At 63.2% G+C, this 18,266-nt stretch carries 13 protein-coding genes and 2 pseudogenes; 12 read left to right on the top strand and 3 right to left on the bottom strand.

The window, feature by feature from the left end:
• Window positions 1-123 precede the first annotated feature (123 nt).
• The 3 genes from QYH69_RS05660 (at window position 124) to QYH69_RS05650 (ending at window position 2,056) form a co-directional block, all read left to right on the top strand.
• Window positions 124-750: a glutathione S-transferase gene (locus QYH69_RS05660; RefSeq protein WP_308830911.1), complete on the top strand. Its 627-nt coding sequence runs from the start codon at window positions 124-126 to the stop codon at window positions 748-750.
• 78 nt (window positions 751-828) lie between these two features.
• On the top strand, window positions 829-1,455 hold the full coding sequence (locus tag QYH69_RS05655) for a glutathione S-transferase N-terminal domain-containing protein (protein WP_308830910.1): 627 nt from the start codon (window positions 829-831) through the stop codon (window positions 1,453-1,455).
• 34 nt (window positions 1,456-1,489) lie between these two features.
• Window positions 1,490-2,056, top strand: a complete 567-nt coding sequence (locus QYH69_RS05650; protein ID WP_308830909.1) for a Fur family transcriptional regulator — start codon at window positions 1,490-1,492, stop codon at window positions 2,054-2,056.
• Between the two features lie 196 nt (window positions 2,057-2,252).
• Here the strand turns inward: QYH69_RS05650 and QYH69_RS05645 are convergent.
• Window positions 2,253-2,645: pseudogene (locus QYH69_RS05645) on the bottom strand (response regulator); the annotation flags it as partial.
• 291 nt (window positions 2,646-2,936) lie between these two features.
• Window positions 2,937-3,262: pseudogene (locus QYH69_RS05640) on the bottom strand (IclR family transcriptional regulator C-terminal domain-containing protein); the annotation flags it as partial.
• A 325-nt stretch (window positions 3,263-3,587) separates the two neighbouring features.
• Here QYH69_RS05640 and kdgT point away from each other — a divergent pair.
• Window positions 3,588-4,634, top strand: coding sequence for a 2-keto-3-deoxygluconate transporter (gene kdgT / locus QYH69_RS05635; protein ID WP_308830908.1), 1,047 nt, complete (start codon window positions 3,588-3,590; stop codon window positions 4,632-4,634).
• Window positions 4,635-4,733: 99 nt separating this feature from the next.
• Here the strand turns inward: kdgT and QYH69_RS05630 are convergent, their stop codons facing one another.
• On the bottom strand, window positions 4,734-5,492 hold the full coding sequence (locus tag QYH69_RS05630) for a TetR/AcrR family transcriptional regulator (RefSeq protein ID WP_308830907.1): 759 nt from the start codon (window positions 5,490-5,492) through the stop codon (window positions 4,734-4,736).
• Window positions 5,493-5,648: 156 nt separating this feature from the next.
• On the opposite strand from QYH69_RS05630, the gene QYH69_RS05625 reads away from it, so the two are divergent.
• The 8 genes from QYH69_RS05625 to QYH69_RS05590 all read left to right on the top strand — a co-directional run bounded on the left by QYH69_RS05625 (window position 5,649) and on the right by QYH69_RS05590 (window position 18,265).
• A complete protein-coding gene (locus tag QYH69_RS05625; RefSeq protein WP_308830906.1) occupies window positions 5,649-7,169 on the top strand; it encodes an MDR family MFS transporter in 1,521 nt (506 codons plus the stop codon).
• Window positions 7,170-7,662: 493 nt separating this feature from the next.
• Window positions 7,663-8,775, top strand: coding sequence for a hypothetical protein (locus QYH69_RS05620; protein ID WP_308830905.1), 1,113 nt, complete (start codon window positions 7,663-7,665; stop codon window positions 8,773-8,775).
• Between the two features lie 75 nt (window positions 8,776-8,850).
• Window positions 8,851-9,954 carry a TAXI family TRAP transporter solute-binding subunit gene (locus tag QYH69_RS05615; RefSeq protein WP_308830904.1) on the top strand — a complete coding sequence of 368 codons (1,104 nt, stop codon included), beginning with the start codon at window positions 8,851-8,853 and terminating at the stop codon, window positions 9,952-9,954.
• Window positions 9,955-10,546: 592 nt separating this feature from the next.
• Window positions 10,547-12,142 carry an efflux transporter outer membrane subunit gene (locus QYH69_RS05610; RefSeq protein ID WP_308830903.1) on the top strand — a complete coding sequence of 532 codons (1,596 nt, stop codon included), beginning with the start codon at window positions 10,547-10,549 and terminating at the stop codon, window positions 12,140-12,142.
• 138 nt (window positions 12,143-12,280) lie between these two features.
• Complete coding sequence (locus QYH69_RS05605; RefSeq protein ID WP_308830902.1) at window positions 12,281-13,564, top strand: efflux RND transporter periplasmic adaptor subunit; 1,284 nt, start codon at window positions 12,281-12,283, stop codon at window positions 13,562-13,564.
• Between the two features lie 11 nt (window positions 13,565-13,575).
• A complete protein-coding gene (locus QYH69_RS05600) occupies window positions 13,576-16,881 on the top strand; it encodes an efflux RND transporter permease subunit (protein WP_308830901.1) in 3,306 nt (1,101 codons plus the stop codon).
• Between the two features lie 5 nt (window positions 16,882-16,886).
• Complete coding sequence (locus QYH69_RS05595; protein ID WP_308830900.1) at window positions 16,887-17,534, top strand: TetR family transcriptional regulator; 648 nt, start codon at window positions 16,887-16,889, stop codon at window positions 17,532-17,534.
• Between the two features lie 167 nt (window positions 17,535-17,701).
• Window positions 17,702-18,265, top strand: a complete 564-nt coding sequence (locus QYH69_RS05590; RefSeq protein WP_308830899.1) for an N-acetyltransferase family protein — start codon at window positions 17,702-17,704, stop codon at window positions 18,263-18,265.
• The last annotated feature ends 1 nt before the right edge of the window (window position 18,266 follow it).

The raw sequence follows: 18,266 nt of genomic DNA, 5'->3' as shown, positions 1-18,266 counted from the left end.
GATTAAGGCGCGCGCCGCGGTCTCCTTGCGCTTCGGTCGGATGATTCGGCTTCGTGTATCGTTAACGATTGAACGCCGCGCATGTGGGCGGCTTGCCAACCGTGTCATAAAAGGGATTTGCCGGTGATTACGATCTGGGGACGCAGCAATTCCGTTAACGTTCAGAAAGTTTTGTGGTGCTGCGACGAGCTCGTGCTGCCATACGACCGCATCGATGCAGGCCTGCAATTCGGGCGCAACGACACGCCCGAATATCTCGCGATGAATCCGACCGGCCGTATTCCGACCGTCGTCGACGGCGACTACGTGCTGTGGGAATCGCACGCCATCCTTCGCTATCTTGCGATGCAATACGGCGAATCGAGCAGCCTCTATCCGAACGACCCGAAAGCGCGCGCGAGCATCGACCGCTGGCTCGACTGGACGCTCGCGATGCTCGTGCCGGCCGAACGGCCCGTGTTTCTCGCCGTCGTGCGCACACCGGCCGAACAACGCGACACCGCGAAGCTCGCCGCCGACGTGACCACGGTCGGCGCCATCTGGAAGATGCTCGATGCGCAACTGCAAAAGCATTTTTACATCGAAGGTGAAAAATTCACGCTGGCCGACGTGGTGATCGGCTCGTATGCGAAGCGCTGGTTCGGCCTCGAAGGTATCGAGCGGCCGTCGCTGCCGAACCTCGAACGCTGGTATTCGCGCCTCGCGACGCGTTCGGGTTTTCGCAAATACGTCGATTTCCCGCTCACCTGATGAACGTGAGGCGCGCGTGCGCAAGACGCAGACACGCACGAGCGCCTCGCGATCGACTTACTTTCACTCCACCACGACATGACAATCACGCTCTACGCCTGGGACACGCCGAACGGACGCAAGATCAGCGTCGCGCTCGAGGAAATGGAACTGCCGTACTCGGTCAAGCCGATCGACATCGGCAACAAGGCGCAATTCCAGGAGGAATTCCTGAGCATCAGCCCGAACAACAAGATACCGGCGATCGTCGATCCGCAAGGACCGGACGGGCAGCCGATCAGCGTGTTCGAATCGGGCGCGATCCTGCTTTATCTCGGCGAAAAAACCGGCAAATTCCTGCCGAAGAGCTTGCGCGATCGCGTGCCGGTGCTCGAATGGCTGATGTGGCAGATGGGAGGCTTCGGGCCGATGCCCGGCCAGGTACATCACTTTGCAACGCTGCAATCGGAAAGCGACCGCGCGTACGGCTTCAAGCGTTTTTCCGCGGAAACGCGGCGGCTTTACTCGGTGCTCGATACGCGCCTCGGCAAAACCGAATACGTGGCGGGCGATCTGTCCGTCGCCGATTTCGCGATTCTCGGCTGGGCGTGGCGCCATGAACGCCATAAGGTCGATCTCGCCGACTACCCGAACGTGCATCGCTGGTATCGGATGATGTTCGAGCGGCCCGCGGTGCGGCGCGGTTTCGAGGTCAAACTCGACTGAATCCGCAAGCGTGCCGGCCCTTTATAATCACCGCATGAAAACCGCAAAGGCATGGGTGGCCACCGACAAGCCGGCCCCCGAAAAACGGGCGCCCGCCCGCGCACGCGCGCATACCGCCCACACTGGGGACGCCGCGCATCGCCATCCCGCTTCGCCTGAAGCGGCGCTCGCGCTTGCCGATGAATACTGCCGCGAGCGCGGCGAAAAACTGACGCCGATCCGCCGCAAGGTGCTCGAACTGTTGCTCAATTCGGGGCGCGCGACCAAAGCGTATTCGCTGCTCGACGAGATGCGGCAAATCCATCCCGGCTCGGCGCCGCCCACCGTATATCGTGCGCTCGATTTCCTGCTCGCCGCGGGCCTCGTGCACCGCATCGAGTCGATCAACGCGTTCACTGTTTGCCACGATCTGACGCAATGCCAGCACGGTATGCTAGTGGTCTGCCAGCAATGCGGCAGCGTCGCCGAATTGCATCAGCCGAAGCTGCGCGAAGCGTTGATCGCGCAGGTCGAAGACGCGGGCTACCGGCTCGCCGGCGAAGAGATCGAACTGAAAGGGCTGTGCGCAGCGTGCCAGGCGGCGCAAGCCGCCGGCAACTGAAGCACGAAGCGCACGAAACACACGACGCCGGGCACGACAGGGCACAAGGCCCCGGCCCCTCGAGAACGCACGCCGACGCCGATGCGTGCAGACGCATGAAGCGTGCGTCCCAAGTCGGATCGTAGCCATGTCGTTCTGTGAGCCAAGGAGTTGGTAGAATGTTTTGTCTTCCTAAGACCGCTTGGCCTCCGACTTGTTTCGTCATGAAGTGCTGGAATCCCTCGCCAATGCTGCGCAGGCGGTAGGCTTCATCGGTATGGCCGGTAATCGCAACCGCAACCGCAGGTGCGTGATCGCCGCGAATCTCGTGATCGCGCAACCGCTGGATCAGATAGAAACCGTCCATAGCGGGCAAGTCGATGTCGCACACGACGGCGTCGGGCATCACACGCACCGCCGCTTCGACTCCCTCCTCCGCGTCCGACACCGCGACCACATGCGCGCCTTCGGACTCCAGCAAATTCTTGAGCGACTCGCGATTTTGCGGGTCGTCTTCTACAAGCACGATCGTCGCCTGATCGAGCCTTAATGCACCGTTCATTTTTGCGTTGTTACCTAAAAAGCAGCTGTTGTTCAGCTGTTTATGCATTCTGACGTGGTCTTGTCAGGTACTTGCACCGCGCCAGCGCCGACAGCGAATTGACTGTACGAGCTTCGCCACCCTTGCAGATTTACACGACGTACCTGCTCGAAACTGCCGGCGCGCTGTTCGCCAGGCGGTTTCCATCAATCTACCGTCCATTGACCTCACTGCGTCCGACGAGTTGCAAGGAAGTGTACGCTGCTGCGCAATGCACCGCAGCGACGCGGGCGACGCGGGCGACGCCAACATAGCCCAACTTTAAGGCGCGCGCGTGACCATGCGGACCCCGCACAATGCTCAATCCGGTGCGCGAACACTGTCGTGATAGCCCTGTTGTGCTGAAATCGCACGCCCGGCCTCCTTCAGCAACGCAATATAACGAGCGTTCGTATCGGCGCCGCAACGCATGCCCGGAAACGAAATCTGAAGCCCCGCGATCACACGCCCGAACCGCTCGAATACCGGTACCGTGATGCATTGCAGCCCTTCCTCCTGCTCTTCGTTGTCGTCGCCGTAGCCCAGCTCATGAACACGCGCACGATGCCGGGTACGGCTTCGGCCGACGCCAGTGTCTTCGACGTCGACTTTCGGAACACCACTCTCGGTAGCACATTGCGTGCCTCCCCGGTTCATCAAGGCAAGCAACGCGGCCATAGGCATTATGGTCAACTGTTTTCGGAACAGCGGTCCACGATTGTTTGCTCCCTCCCGAATACGCCGATGCGACGCACGCGCGCACCAACGCATCTTATGCTGCATGGATGCCCATCAAGTCAACGAAGTAGGTGTAAACGATCGCATAGCAATGCGAATATTTTCAGAAGACCGCTCCGAACCAGTGATAAATTGCAGTCCAGCACTGTTCGGCGCGCACGACGCACCGGCAGCGCACCCATAAGAAATAAGAACCGATCGGGCACGACCCGTTTCGTGGAGGAGCACTGCGGCATGAAGATCAAACAGGCCATCGACCGCATTCCGGGCGGACTGATGCTGGTTCCGCTGCTGCTCGGCGCATGCGTGCACACGTTCGCGCCGCACGCAGGCAAATATCTCGGCTCGTTTTCGAACGCGCTGATCACCGGCACGCTGCCGATTCTTGCTGTCTGGTTCTTCTGCATGGGCGCCAGCATCAGCCTGAAGGCGACGCCGGTCGTACTGCGCAAAAGCGGCGTGCTCGTCGCGACGAAAGTGGCGACGGCCGCGCTCGCCGGCGTGACCGCTTCGCACTTCCTGCCGCCAGGCGGCATCACGTCGGGATTCCTCACGGGTCTCTCCGCCCTGACCGTGATCTGCGTGATGAACGAGACGAACGGTGGCCTCTATATGGCACTGATGCAGCAGTACGGCACGAAAGAGGAAGCTGGCGCGTTCTGCCTGATGTCGCTCGAATCGGGGCCGTTCATGACGATGGTCACGCTCGGCATCGCCGGCCTCGCGAGCTTTCCGTATGCGACGTTATTCGGGGCGCTGCTGCCGTTTCTGATCGGCTTCGCGCTCGGCAATCTCGATCCCGAACTGCGGCGCTTCTTCGGGTCGGCCGTACCGGTGATGGTGCCGTTTTTCGCGTTCGCGCTCGGCAACAACCTCGATTTCGCGGTGATCGCGAGCACGGGCCTGCTTGGCATCCTGGTCGGCATCTGCGTGATGCTCGTGACCGGCACGACGCTCGTGCTCGCCGATATTTTTCTCGCGAGAGGCAACGGCACGGCGGGCGTGGGCGCCTGTTCGACGGCCGGCGCAGCGGTCGCGGTGCCGCAGATCATCGCGGGTATCGAGCCGCGCTATGCGGCGGTTGCACCGGCCGCAACGGCACTGGTTGCGACCTCGGTTGTCGTGACGGCATTGCTGACGCCGATCGTCACATCGCTCTGGGCGCGCCGCTGGGGCGTGCTGTCGGCGAAGTATCGCGATGCGGCCTATGCATCGCTCGATGCGCTGGCCGATTCGCAAGCGCTCGACGCGCAGCTCGAACGCAGGCCGCTCGAACAGTGAGCGACCGGGAGCCAGGTTCGCGGGGAAACGCAAACTTCGACGACGGTCCGCGCGATTCGCGCCGGCCGCACGCGGCCAGCGTCACATGAACAACGCTTGTTAGCGAGGTCCGACGCCGCCTGTCAGCAACGCGACTGCATTGCGCGCAATATCGTCGGCGTTGAGCCGGCTGCGCGCGGGGTCGTTGCGCCATGCGTTCGACGCGGCCAGCGGCAGAATTGTCAGCCCCAGTATCGACACGTACAGTAGCGACGGCTCGATAGCGGGATTCAACCGCCCTTCCTTCTGCCATTTCGCGATGCGGGCCAGCGAGGCCTTCTGTTTCGCATCGCCGAAGCGCTCGTTCATCCGCCGCTTCAGCAATCCGCCTTCGCTGATGACTTCGCGTACCCAGAGCGATGGAAACCACGGATAGTCGTGAGCCATCGCGACAAGCCTGCGAGCCAGTTCCGTAACGGCCGCGACCGGATCTTCGCTGTTCTCGCGAAACGCGCCGGCGAGCGCAACCCGCAACGGCATAAAGCGCTCGTCGATCAGCACGTCGATGAGCTGATCGCGCGTCTTGAAGTAGTAGTGAACCATGGCCGGTGTGTAGCCGGCTTCGCGCGCGATCGCGCCAAGCGTCGTATCGACGATGCCCTGCCGCGCAAATAGCGCGAGCGCGACGTCGAGCAGCCGCGCTCGCTGCTCGGGCGCGCGCGCGGCGCCCAGCGGCCGGCCGGGACGGCGTGCCCTGTTCGACAGCGGCGCCTCTGCCACCGCTGCCGCCGCTGCTGCCGCTGCTGCCGCTGCTGCCGCTGCTGCCGCTGCTGCCGCATTACCCGATTGCGCTGCCTTTGCCATAAACCAGCCTTTCATAAGACTTCATTCCCGGCCTCGACTATAAGGCCTCGTTCCCGTCCGCTATCGCCGGAACCCGAGCCCCGTTCGAATTTGACGAAACGGCCGACGTCGAATAATATTAATCTTCGTGTTAATTAATTTCAAGCGCGCTTCCCGTTCGCTTGCCGCATCATGAATCTGGACATCGACGTGAATTCCCCCGCTCCCGCGCCCTTCGAACACACCGCGCAGCGCCCGTCGCTGCGGCTGCTGTTTCCGGCGCTGCTGCTCGTCATGCTGCTCGCCGCGCTCGACCAGACCATCGTGTCGACCGCGTTGCCAACCATCGTCGGCGAGCTGGGCGGGCTCAGCAGCCTGTCGTGGGTCGTCACCGCCTACCTGCTCACTTCCACCATCGTCGTGCCGCTGTACGGCAAGTTCGGCGATCTGTTCGGCCGCAAGATCGTGTTGCAAACGTCGATCGTGCTGTTCCTGATCGGCTCGGCGCTATGCGGCGTCGCGCAGAACATGACGCAGCTCGTGCTGCTGCGCGCGCTGCAGGGTCTGGGCGGCGGCGGCCTGCTCGTCATCACGATGGCCGCGATCGGCGACGTCATTCCACCGGCGGAACGCGGCCGCTATCAGGGCATATTCGGCGGCGTGTTCGGTCTTGCCACCGTCGTCGGCCCGCTGCTCGGCGGCTTCCTCGTCGACCACCTGTCGTGGCGCTGGATCTTCTATATCAACGTGCCGCTCGGCATCGTCGCGTTGGTGGTGATCGGTGCGGTATTCAAACCGCGCACGTTGCAGGTGAAACATTCGATCGACTACATGGGCGCCGCGTTTCTCGCGGGCGCCCTCACCTGCATCATCCTGTTTACGAGCGAAGGCGGGGGTTTGTTGCCATGGTCGTCGGCGCAATTGTGGATGACGCTCGTGCTCGGCGCGGTATGCGTGGTCGGCTTCATTTACGAAGAACGTCACGCGCGCGAACCGATCCTGCCGCTCGAACTGTTTCGCCAGCGCACGTTTTTATTGTCCAGCGCGATCGGCTTTATCGTCGGCGTATCGCTGTTCGGTTCAGTCACGTTTCTGCCAATGTATCTGCAGGTCGTCAAGCATTCCACGCCTTCCGAAGCCGGCATGCAGATGCTGCCGATCATGGGCGGCGTGCTCGTGATGTCGATCATCAGCGGAAGGCTTATCAGCCGCATCGGCAAATACCGCATGTTCCCGATCGTCGGTACGCTGCTCGTCGCCGCGGGCATGGCGCTGCTCGCCACGCTGAAAGTATCCACGCCCGTGCACACCATGTATGTGTATATGGGTCTCGTCGGTTGCGGCCTCGGCATGGTGATGCAGGTGCTGATTCTCGCGGTGCAGAACACGGTCGAGTTCAGGCACCTCGGTGTCGCGACATCGGGCGCGACGCTGTTCCGCTCGATCGGCGGCTCGGTCGGCGTTGCGGGCTTCGGCGCGATCTTTTCGAATGGCCTTGCGGCGCGCCTGCAAGCGGCGTTGCCCGCAGGTACCGAGTTGCCGCGCTCGCTCGGCCCTGTTGCAATCCACCAACTCCCCGATACATTGCGCAGCGTCTATCTTCAGTCGTTTGCGGGCGCGTTGCATACCGTATATCTGACAGCGGCCTGCGTGGTCGTTCTTGCATTCGCGCTGGCGTGGCTCATGCGCGATCATCCGCTACGCAAGCATTGATGAGCCGCGCGTGCGAAACGGCTCGAATCCGTCAACGCGCCGCGTCACTCGTTTAGCTATTCTTATGATTAAAAAAACCGGCTTACGCAAACGTGTTTTCGCTGTGAAAATTCCCTCGCGCCGATCGTTCAGATTCTTGAGGCGGCAACGCGTGTGTGCGGTAGGTAACAACGGCGATTGACGCGCTGTTGGAAAGCACCCATATTTTCTTCGAGCGGCTGCGCTCGGTCCAGCCTCGCCGCTTTCCTGCGCATGTAGGTCGTGAGTTCCGCGAGTCCTGGCCGATCGCATCAACGACGATCCGGAGCATGCCGAAATGGCATCGCCATAACGGTGGGTCGACAGCATGTCTGCTCAGATTACTCGTGACCAGAGTTTCCCCACGCCTTGCAAGCGTTGTGGCGGTGTGCTCTATCAGCATGTCGATTTTTGCCCCTACTGCGGCACGGATCGTCCACTCGAAACCGTGGCGCGCACGCGCCCGGATGCGACGTTGAGAGCCGTCGGTCCCGCAGCGCCGGCCACGCCCGCGCCGGTCGCATTGTCGACCGGGGAGGCCGCGGCAACCGATCAAGCGCCGGTCAAGCCCGACTACCGCGACGACTCCGCGATCGAGCGTCAGTCGCCGTTCCGGCATACGACGCAATGGATCGTTGCGAAGGGACTGCTGCTGCTCGCGTTCATCGTCGCGCTCGGCTACGCGGCATATGTGCTGCTCGGCGAAAACCGGACGCCGGAGTCGACACCCGATGACCAGATCGCCAGTTCATCGGGCGGCTCGATTTCCCCCTACTCGACGCAACAGACGAATGCCATGCCGCCCGCTGCGGATGCACGTACGCCTTCGCCCACGCCCAGACCGCGCGTGATGCCGCAATTCAAGGACGTACCCGACAGCCTTCGCGCCGCACGCGCCAGCCTCGCGCAAAACAACTTGTCCGATGCGAAGGCCGCGACGGACGCCGCACTCGCGCGCGAGGCCGACAACGAAGACGCGCGCGACCTTCAACGCGACATCGCCGCGCGCGAACAGCGGCGCGACACCGCGCTGCAAAGCGCGGACCGATGCGCAAGCGAGCGCGCATGGGGATGCGTGCAGCGGCAGGCATCGGATGCGCTCGCGATCGATTCGAGCAGCGCGCGCGCTCAATTGCTGCTCGAACGCGCGATCCTGTCGACAGGCTGGACACCATTGACACCGCCAAAGGGATCGCAGGCCGGCGCCGCCGCATCGGGCACGACGGCCGCGTCCGAGCCGCCGCTACCGCGCGGCGCGAGCAGCATGCGTTTGCCGTCGTCGCAGGATTGGGGCGCATCGCCGGGCGGCGCCGCGGCGCTGCCTCCATTGCCGCGCACATCGCGCGGCCCCGCCGGCGCGACAACCAGTGCGCTTGCGAGCGCGTCCACAAGTGCACCGGCAAGCGCACTCACAAGCGCACCGGCAAGCGTGCCATCAGCCGCAAACCCCGGCACGAACACGAACCAACCGGCCGCCGCCGCCAGCACCACCACGCCGGCAAGCAACGACAACGGTATCGATGCACAGGAGCGCACGATCAGGCAATCGGGATGGAAGCACGCCGCGCCGCCCGATGCCACACGTTAGCCGCACGTCAACCATACGTATTCCAAAGTGTCTTGAAATCTGACGCACATCGATGCCGAAAATGGGAGAGAGACCATGCTGAAAATCATTCTGACGGGACTGGCGGGCCTGATCGCCCTGCTCTTCGCGGCAGTCGCCGTCGCCGCGGCGGCAAACGCGCACTACAAGATCGTGACCGGCCCCGAACGCGGCACGTATATCCAGATCGGCAATGACCTGTCGAAATGGGTCGCGCAGCCGGTAGGCATCGATCTCGAAGTGATTCCATCGAAGGGTTCCGCCGAGAATGTGCAGCGGATGCGCTTCGAGCCTGGCGTCAAGCTCGCACTCGTGCAGTCCGATGTCTATCAGGCCTATGTGGACATGGCTAACTCCGGCAATCAGGATGCCGGCACGACGATCCGCCCGCTGCGGCTCATCATGCCGCTCTACGACGAAGAGATCTATTTCGTCGTGCGCAACGATTCGCCGATGAAGAACATCAACGACATCAAGGACAAGGTGATCAGTGTCGGGCTGATCGGCAGCGGCACCGCGCAGTCGGCTACGACGCTCTACCGCCTGATGTTCAACCAGCCGATTCCCGAGCAGAACGTCCAGCACCTGAGCAACGAAGATGCGCTCGCTGCGCTGATCGTGAAGAAGATCGACGTTGCGATCGTCGTCGCCGGGCAACCCGCCAAGCTCTTCACCGACATGAACCCCGATTTGCTGCAGCAGATCCGCTTTCTGCGCGTCGATCCGAACGCACCCCAAAGCGCGCGCGTGAGACAAACCTACTTCCCCGCGACGATCCGCGTATCGAGCTACCCGAACTGGCTCAAGGAAGACGTGCCGACGTGGACCGTCAAGGCGTTTCTTGTCACCTACGACTACAATCTGCGCGACACGGTCGGCAATCTGAACCGCTTCGCCGACTCGCTATGCGAGAACTTCGACAACCTGCAGGAGCATGGTCATCCGAAGTGGAAACAGGTGAAGCTCGAATTGCCGAGTCTCGGCAAGGGCTGGCAATACTACCCGCCGGTCGAGAAACATCTGAAGGCGTGCCTCGCGCATCGCGCCGCGATGCAAGCGGCGGGCACGGCGGCCACACCGGAGCGCGCCGCCGCCGCCCAGAAAACGAACCGGCGGCCATGTTCGGATCAGGAGCGTCTGCTGCTACTGTGCGGCAAGTAACCCACCCTAAGCGCAATGCCGAAGAAGGGTGTGCATGACACGCCCTTCTCTTTGCACGATGCCCGTTAATCATGCGCGGGACGCGCGAGATTAAAACCGGGGCTTAGACGAAACAGCGTAACGATTACTTCTTAAACCGCAATGCATTATTGCAATGACGCAACAACGATACGCGCATTGCCCACTACTTGCGCTGCACGACACAACAGTCCAAAAGCTTTATGTAAGCAATATTGCGAGCGACTTATTCCGTCTCGCCGGATTTCGCCTCTTTCCACGATTTTTCGACCATCTCCGCTTCGCATTGAACGATCAGACTTCGCAATCGGCGTCGTGCGAATTCGACAATTCACGCAATTCCAATAGTCGCCATCCGTATATTTTTTCATTAACCTTACATAGCCGTTTGCATGGCTATCGTTGTTGTCGCCATACGAAACACGCCGTAATCAAAACCTGCAGTCATAACTTCACTCATACCGACTAGAATCGCCGGATGCGCGACGAGCGTTCCTCACAGAGCAAAGCGGCACGTTCATTTTTGCAACCGTCGCATTTCACTTGCCACTCGATTCCTTGACAGGAAGCCTGCGTGAAAATTGTTTCGCTGATTGCCCCATCGTTATCTAAAGCGCCGCGCGCCTTGCCGCCGTCGCCGGCATGGCGCCTGTTGAAGAGCGGCGTGGCGCTCGCCGCCACGCTCGCCGTCACGGCATGCGCGCTAGGCCCGGACTTCAAGCGGCCGGATGTCCAGGTGCCGCAAAGCTTCAAGGAAGGCGCCGACTGGAACCGCGCCCAGGCGAACCCGCAGGCATCGCTGTCGAGCGACTGGTGGCGCATGTATAACGACGACAAGCTCACCGAGCTCATCGAACAATCGCAGAAGGCGAACTTCACGATCGCCGCCGCCGAAGCCGCGTACCGCGCCGCGCTCGCGATCGTCCAGGAGAACCGGGCGCAGCTGTTCCCGATCGTCACGGCGGACCTGTCCGGCACGCGCAGCGGCACGCCGGCCGGCGCAACGTCGCGCTCGGCCACGGGCTCGTTCGCGCCGGGCGTGAACAACGACTTCGTCGCAAGCGCAACGGCGTCGTGGGAACTCGACCTCTGGGGTGCGATCCGGCGCCAGGTCGAATCGGCGAGAGGCACCGCGGAAGCCACCGACGCGCAACTGGCCGGGCAGCGGCTCTCGATCGCCGCGAGCATCGCGATCGACTATTTCGAACTGCGCCAGGCCGACGTCGACATCCAGTTGCTCACGCAACAAAAAGACATCGACAGCCGCATCCTCTATATGACGCAGGAAGCGTATCGCGAAGGCCAGGCGTCGAACGACCAGGTGCTCGCCGCGCAGGACAACCTCGAGGTCGTGATCGCCGACCTGCAGACCACGCTGATCGCGCGCGAGCAGGACGAGCACGCGATCGCCGTCCTGGTAGGCGTGCCGCCCGGCAACTTCTCGATCGCGCCGGATCCGAATTACGCGTTCGTGCAGCCCCAAATCCCGCTCGGCGTGCCGTCGCAACTGCTCGAGCGCCGCTACGACGTGGTGGCCGCCGAACGCACGGCGGCGTCGGCCAATGCGTTGATCGGCGTGGCCGAGGCCGCATTCTTCCCGACCGTCACGCTGTCGGCCACGGGCGGCTTCCAGCACAATACGTTCGCCAATCTGTTCTCGCTGCCGAACCGCTTCTGGACGCTCGGCCCCGATATCGCCCAGACGATTTTCGACGGCGGCGAACGCACAGCCGCGGTACGCCAGGCGCGCGCCACCTACGACCAGGATGTCGCGACCTACCGCAACACGGTGCTCACCGCGTTCCAGAACGTCGAAGACAGCCTGTCCTCGGTCAATCACCTGCGTCAGCAGGCGCAGTCGTTCACGGATATTCTCACGCGCAACCAGCAGCTGTTCGCCAGTTCGAACGCGCAGTTCGAGGCCGGCGCGGCCAGCCAGCAGGACGTGCTGACCCAGCAGCTAACCTTGCTGCTCGCCGAGCAGAACCTGAGCGACACGCAGGCGCTGCTCGCGCAGAGCAGCGTCGCACTCGTCAGGAATCTCGGCGGGGGCTGGGACTACAAGGACATGCAGGCCGCCGGCAACGGCGCGTCTTCGAAGGCGACGACCGCTTCGGCGCCGGATGCGGCGTCGGAGCAGCAGCAGGCGTCGACGCCGCCGCCGCGTTGAACCGCGACGGTCCTGCATGGTTGAACCCCCGCTACTCGCGGTGCTCCGGCCGATGTTCCGGCTTCGTCATGCGACGAATGCCGCGCCGGATGCCTCGGGCTGTCGTCATCACTGCCGTCAAGCAAGAATGGAGTCTTCATGAAGTCATTCCCGCTACGCGGGCCTTTGCTGTGCCTTTTACTCGTAGGCCTCGCCGCTTGCAGCAAACAGAAGCCGGCCGCACCGCCGCCGCCGCATGTGTCGGTGGTGACCGTGCACAAACAGGACGTGCCGCTCACGAGGGATCTGGTCGGCAGGCTTTCGCCGTATTACAGCGCGAACGTGACCGCGCGCGTGTCCGGCGTGCTGCTCAAGCGCGTCTACAAGGAAGGCAGCCAGGTGCGCGAAGGGCAACTGCTGTTCCAGATCGACCCGACCTTCTACAAGGCGCAGCTCGACAACAACCTCGCGCAGCTCGCGCAGGACCAGGCGACCTACGTCAACGACCACATCACCGCGGTGCGTAATCGCAAGCTGCTGCCTGTCGGCTCGGTGTCGCAACAGACCGTCGACAACTCCGATGCCGCCGAACGCAGTGCGGCCGCGAAGGTGAAAGCGGATCAGGCGCTCGTCGAAAGCTCGCGTATCAATCTCGACTACACGCGCGTGACGTCGCCGATCAGCGGCATCGCAAGCCAGCAACTCGTCACCGCGGGCGCGGTGGTCGGCAGCGGCAACAGCGACGCCGGCGCGGCGGGCACGCTGCTCACCACGGTCCAGCAGATCGACCCGTCGTACGTGAACTTCACGATCAGCGCCGCCGATCTCGTCACGCTGCGCCAGGCTGCGACGAAGGGCTCGGTCGCGCTATCGAACCAGAACCGGACCACGGTCGAAGTCACGCTGCCCGACGGCAGCCTGTATGACAAGGTCGGCACGCTCGACTTCACCGACGTGACCGTCAATGCGACGACCGGCGCGGTCAATCTGCGCGCGCTCGTGGCCAACCCGAATCAGGTGCTGCTGCCCGGCATGTACGTGAACCTGACGATCAACCTCGGCCAGCAGAACAACGTGATCCTCGTGCCGCAGCAGGCGCTGCTGCGCGACACGGTCGGTTCCTACATGTACACGGTGAGCCCGGACAACAAGATCGTCCGCAAGGACATCACCGCGGCCTATCAGTACAAGGACAGCTGGATCGTCACGGGCGGACTCGACGACGGCGACCGCGTGCTCGTCACGCAACTGCAGAGCGTCCACGAGGGCCAGCCGGTGGTGCCCGTTGCATGGCAGCCGCCCGCAGCCGCCGCATCAGGCGCCGCGGCCGCAAGCGCGCCAGCGGCGGCGGCCCCGGCCCCGGCCGCATCGGGCGCCATGACGGCGAGCGCCGCGGCGGCGTCCGCACCCGACACGGCGAACGCGGCTAGCCGCGCGCAATAGGAGTTTCCGGCATGCCGAGTTTCTTTATCAAACGCCCGGTCTTCGCGTGGGTCGTCGCGATCCTGATTTCGCTGTTCGGATACATCGCGATGCGCTCGATGGGGATCGACTCGTATCCGGACATCGCGCCGCCGCAGGTGACGATCACGTCGACCTATCCGGGCGCGAGCGCGCAGACGATGGAAACCACCGTCACGCAGGTGATCGAGCAGCAGCTGACCGGCATCGACAATCTGCTGTACTTCAGTTCGAAGTCGAGTTCGAACGGCCAGTCCGTCATCACGCTGACGTTCGCGACCGGCACGAATCCCGACATCGCGCAGGTGCAGGTGCAGAACAAGATCACGGTGGCCCAGCCGCTGCTGCCGTCCGCGGTCGTGCAGCAAGGCGTCGTGGTCGCGAAGGCGAGCCCCGATATTCTGCTGTTCCTCGCGCTGCGTTCGGATAATCCGGCGATCGACGCCGGGCGCCTCTCGGACATCCTCGCATCGGACATCCAGCCGCAGATCGGACGCGTGAACGGCGTCGGCAATACCACGCTGCTCGGCTCCGAATACGCGATGCGCATCTGGCTCAACCCGGACAAGCTGCAGTCGTACGGTCTGTCGACCACGCAGGTGGAAACCGCGATCAGCGCGCAGAACGCGCAGTTCGCGGCCGGTTCGCTCGGCGCGGATCCGGCGTTGCCCGGCCAGGTGTTCACCGCCACCGTCTCCGGCGATTCGCTGTTCTCGACGCGCAAGCAGTTCGAGGACATCATCATCGTGGCGAACAGCAACGGCACGGTGGTGCGTCTGAAGGACGTCGCGAACATCACGTTCGGCGCGCAGACCTACGGCATCTCGCCGGTCTGGGACGGCAAGCCGGCCGGCGGCCTCGCGGTGTTTCTGCTGCCGGGCGCAAACGCGCTGGCGGTCGCGAAGGCGGTGAAAGCGGAAATGACGTCGCTCGCGAAAGACCTGCCGAACGGCGTGTCGTGGAGCGTGCCGTACGACACCACGCCATTCATCACCGCGTCGATCGCGGACGTCGTGCATACGCTCGCCGAGGCGATCATCCTCGTATTCCTCGTGATGCTGCTGTTCCTGCAGAACTTCCGGGCCACGATCATTCCAACGCTCGTGATACCGGTCGCGCTGCTCGGCACGTTCATCGGCCTGTCCGCGCTTCACTACACGCTCAACCAGCTGACGCTGTTCGGGATGGTGCTTGCCATCGGCATTGTGGTGGACGATGCGATCGTCGTGATCGAAAACGTCGAGCGCATCATGACGGAGGACAAGTCCGACCCTCGCACCGCCACCATCAAGGCGATGAAGCAGATCACGGGCGCCATCGTCGCGATTACGGTCGTGCTGTCGGCCGTGTTCGTGCCGTCCGCGCTGCAACCGGGCGCCACCGGCATCATTTACGCGCAGTTCGCGTTGACGATCGCCGTGTCGATGATCTTCTCGGCCTTCCTCGCGATGTCGTTTACGCCGTCGCTGTGCGCGGCGATCCTGAAACAGGGCTCGCATGTGCAGAAGAACTGGCTGTTCCGCAAGTTCGACAGCGGCTTCGAGTGGCTGACGCACCATTACGTGCGCCATGTCGGCCACTCGGCGCGCCGCGTGCCGATCTGGATGACGCTGTTCCTGATCGTCACCGTGCTGGCCGGGTTCCTGTACACGAAGCTGCCGACCGGCTTCGTGCCGGACGAAGACCAGGGCTTCATTCTCGCGCTGATCAACCTGCCGCCGGGCGCGACGATCCAGCGCACGAACCACGTGATGACCGAAGTGCGCGAGACGCTGCTGAAAAGTCCGGTCGGCAAGGACATCTCGAGCATCTTCCAGCCGGAAGGCTTCAGTTTCGTCGGCACGAGCGAAAACGTCGGTATGGCGTTTATCAAGCTGACCGACTGGGACAAGCGCTCGAAGACTGCCATGCAGCTGATTCCCGAAGTGAATCAGATCCTGCACGCAATTCCCGATGCACAGATCTTCGCGACCAACCTGCCGACCATTCGCGGCCTGAGCCAGTTCGGCGGTATCGATATGTATCTGCAGGCGCGTGAAGGCCAGTCGCGCGCGGAGCTCGACGCGGCAACGGCGACGCTGGTCACCGACGCCACCAAGAGCCCGGTGCTGTTCGGCATCCGGCCGAACTCGCTGCCGACCGCACCGCAGCTGGACATCGCGGTCGACCGTGTGCAGGCCGAAGCGATGGGACTGTCGCTCAGCGATGTCTATGCGACGATCCAGATGCAACTGGCGCCGTTCTATATCGATCAGTTCACATACGGCGGCCGCGTGAAGCGCGTGTATATCCAGGCCGACGCGCCGTACCGGATGGGTCTCGATGCGTTCCAGCATCTGTATACGCCGACCAAGGCGACCGGCGGGACCAACGGCATCACGAGCGGGACGTCGAGCGCGAGCACCGCGACAACGGCCAGCACGTCATCGTCGAGCTCGACCGGCGCGGCCAACAGCAGCGGATATCTGACGCAGGTCAATCCGTCGGCTGCGAACACCGGCATCGCACCGTACAACATGGTGCCGCTGTCGAGCGTCGTGAAGACTCAATGGAGCATTGGTCCGCTCGTGTTGCCGCGTTATAACGGTTACTCGGCGATCGAAATCGTCGGTAACTCGGCGCCTGGCTATTCGACCGGTCAGGCGATCGACACGCTGCAGAACATCGTCGATACGAAGCTGCCGAACGGCTTTGCGGCGGACTGGACCGGCCAGTCGTATCAGGAACTGCTCGCGGGCAGCTCCGCGACCGTGCTGCTCGGGCTGTCCGTGCTCGTGGTGTTCCTGTGTCTCGCGGCGCTGTACGAAAGCTGGACGATTCCGGTGGCCGTGCTGCTCGTCGTGCCGCTCGGCATGCTGGGCATGCTCGCGTTCTGTCTGTGGTTCAAGGTGCCGAACGACATCTACTTCAAGATCGGTCTCGTGACGGTGGTGGGTCTTGCCGCGAAGAACGCGATTCTGATCGTCGAGTTTGCCGTCGAAGGCCAGGCGCGCGGCATGACGCTCTACGATGCGGTCATCGAAGCGGGCCGCCTGCGTCTGCGGCCGATTCTGATGACGTCGATGGCGTTTATCCTCGGTGTCGTGCCGCTCGTGCTGTCGACGGGCGCCGGCGCCGCGTCGCGTCACGAGATCGGCACGGGCGTGATCGGCGGGATGCTGTTCGCGACGTTCTTCGGGCTGATGCTGATACCGGTGTTCTACGTCACCGTGCGGCGCCTGCTCGGCGACAAGCTCGATGAACCGTCGAAGAAGATCCAGCATCACGACGACGGCGATCCGCAGGAAGCGAACGTGTAACGGCAATGAGACGGACACGCGAAGACGCGCTGAAGACGCGCGATCGGATTCTCGACGCGGCCGAAGTGACGTTCTTCGAGCACGGCTTCGCGCATACGACGCTTGCCCGGATCGCCGGGCAAGCGGGGCTCACGCGCGGCGCCATCTATGGACACTTCAGGAACAAGGGCGAAGTGTTCAGTGCGATGGCCGAGCGCGTGAAGCTGCCGATGGAAATGCTCGTCACGGCCACGTTCGACCCTCGCGAAGCGGATCCACTGGGCCGGATCCGCGATCTTTTCATGTTCTGTCTCGCCAAGGCCGCCATCGAGCCGCATAGCCGCCGCGTTTTCGAAGTGCTGTTCACGAAGTGCGAATACACGGAAGAAATGGCGCCCGTGCTCGAGCGGCAACGCATCGCCGCGCGCGACGGCCGCACGCGCATGGAACTGGGCCTGCGCAACGCGATCGACAAGGGCCAGTTGCCGCGCGAACTCGATACCGCGCGTGCCGCGGGCCTGATGCTGATGTTTCTCGGCGGCGTGCTGCGCGACTGGCTGCTCGACTACGGGTCGGTGGACTTGCCGCGCGACGCGAAGCTGATTGCCGATGCGTGTATCGGCATGCTGAGGAATTCGCCGGCGCTGCGGCGCGAGGAAACCGCGGCGGGTTAGCCGGCTGCATTTTTAGCACCGCGCCGCTCGCTTTGAGCAGTGCGACGCTGCCAGCGTCGAGCAGGATCGCGCATCGACGGCGCACCGGTTGTTTTTGACGCGCTTCAATTTGCAAGATTGATCGGGCATATTAAGGGTTGCCAAAGCACGACCGATAGCGAACACCAATGAATGCCCCTGGTTCCGCCGTTTCTTCCCCTTCGTCCGGCCCGGCGATCCGCGACGCAACCGATGCGGATCTGCCCGCCATCCAGGCCATCTACGCGCACCATGTGCTGACCGGCGTCTCATCGTTCGAAGAGACGCCGCCTTCGGTCGACGATCTGCACGCGCGACGCGCATCGGTGCTCGCACTCGGCTTGCCGTATCTCGTGGCGGAAATCGAAGGGCGCGTCGCCGGCTACTGCTATGCAACGCTGTACCGGCCGCGCATCGCATACCGGCACACGCTCGAAGACTCGATCTATGTCGACGATGCATTGCGTGGCCGCGGCGTCGGCCGCGCCCTGCTTCAGGCGCTGATCGAACGATGCGAGCGGGGCCCGTGGCGTCAGATGATCGCGGTCATCGCGGACGGCGGCACAGGCGGCTCGCTGTCGCTGCATCGGCAGGCCGGCTTCCAACTTGTCGGCACGCTGCGCGGCGTCGGCTTCAAGCACGGGCGCTGGCTCGATACGACGCTGATGCAGCGCGCGCTGCGCGATACGGGCGAGACGTCGGCCGCGGGCTAAA

Source organism: Paraburkholderia sp. SARCC-3016, from assembly GCF_031119615.1.
Taxonomy (GTDB): domain Bacteria; phylum Pseudomonadota; class Gammaproteobacteria; order Burkholderiales; family Burkholderiaceae; genus Paraburkholderia.
This window is presented reverse-complemented; position numbering and strand designations above follow the sequence as displayed.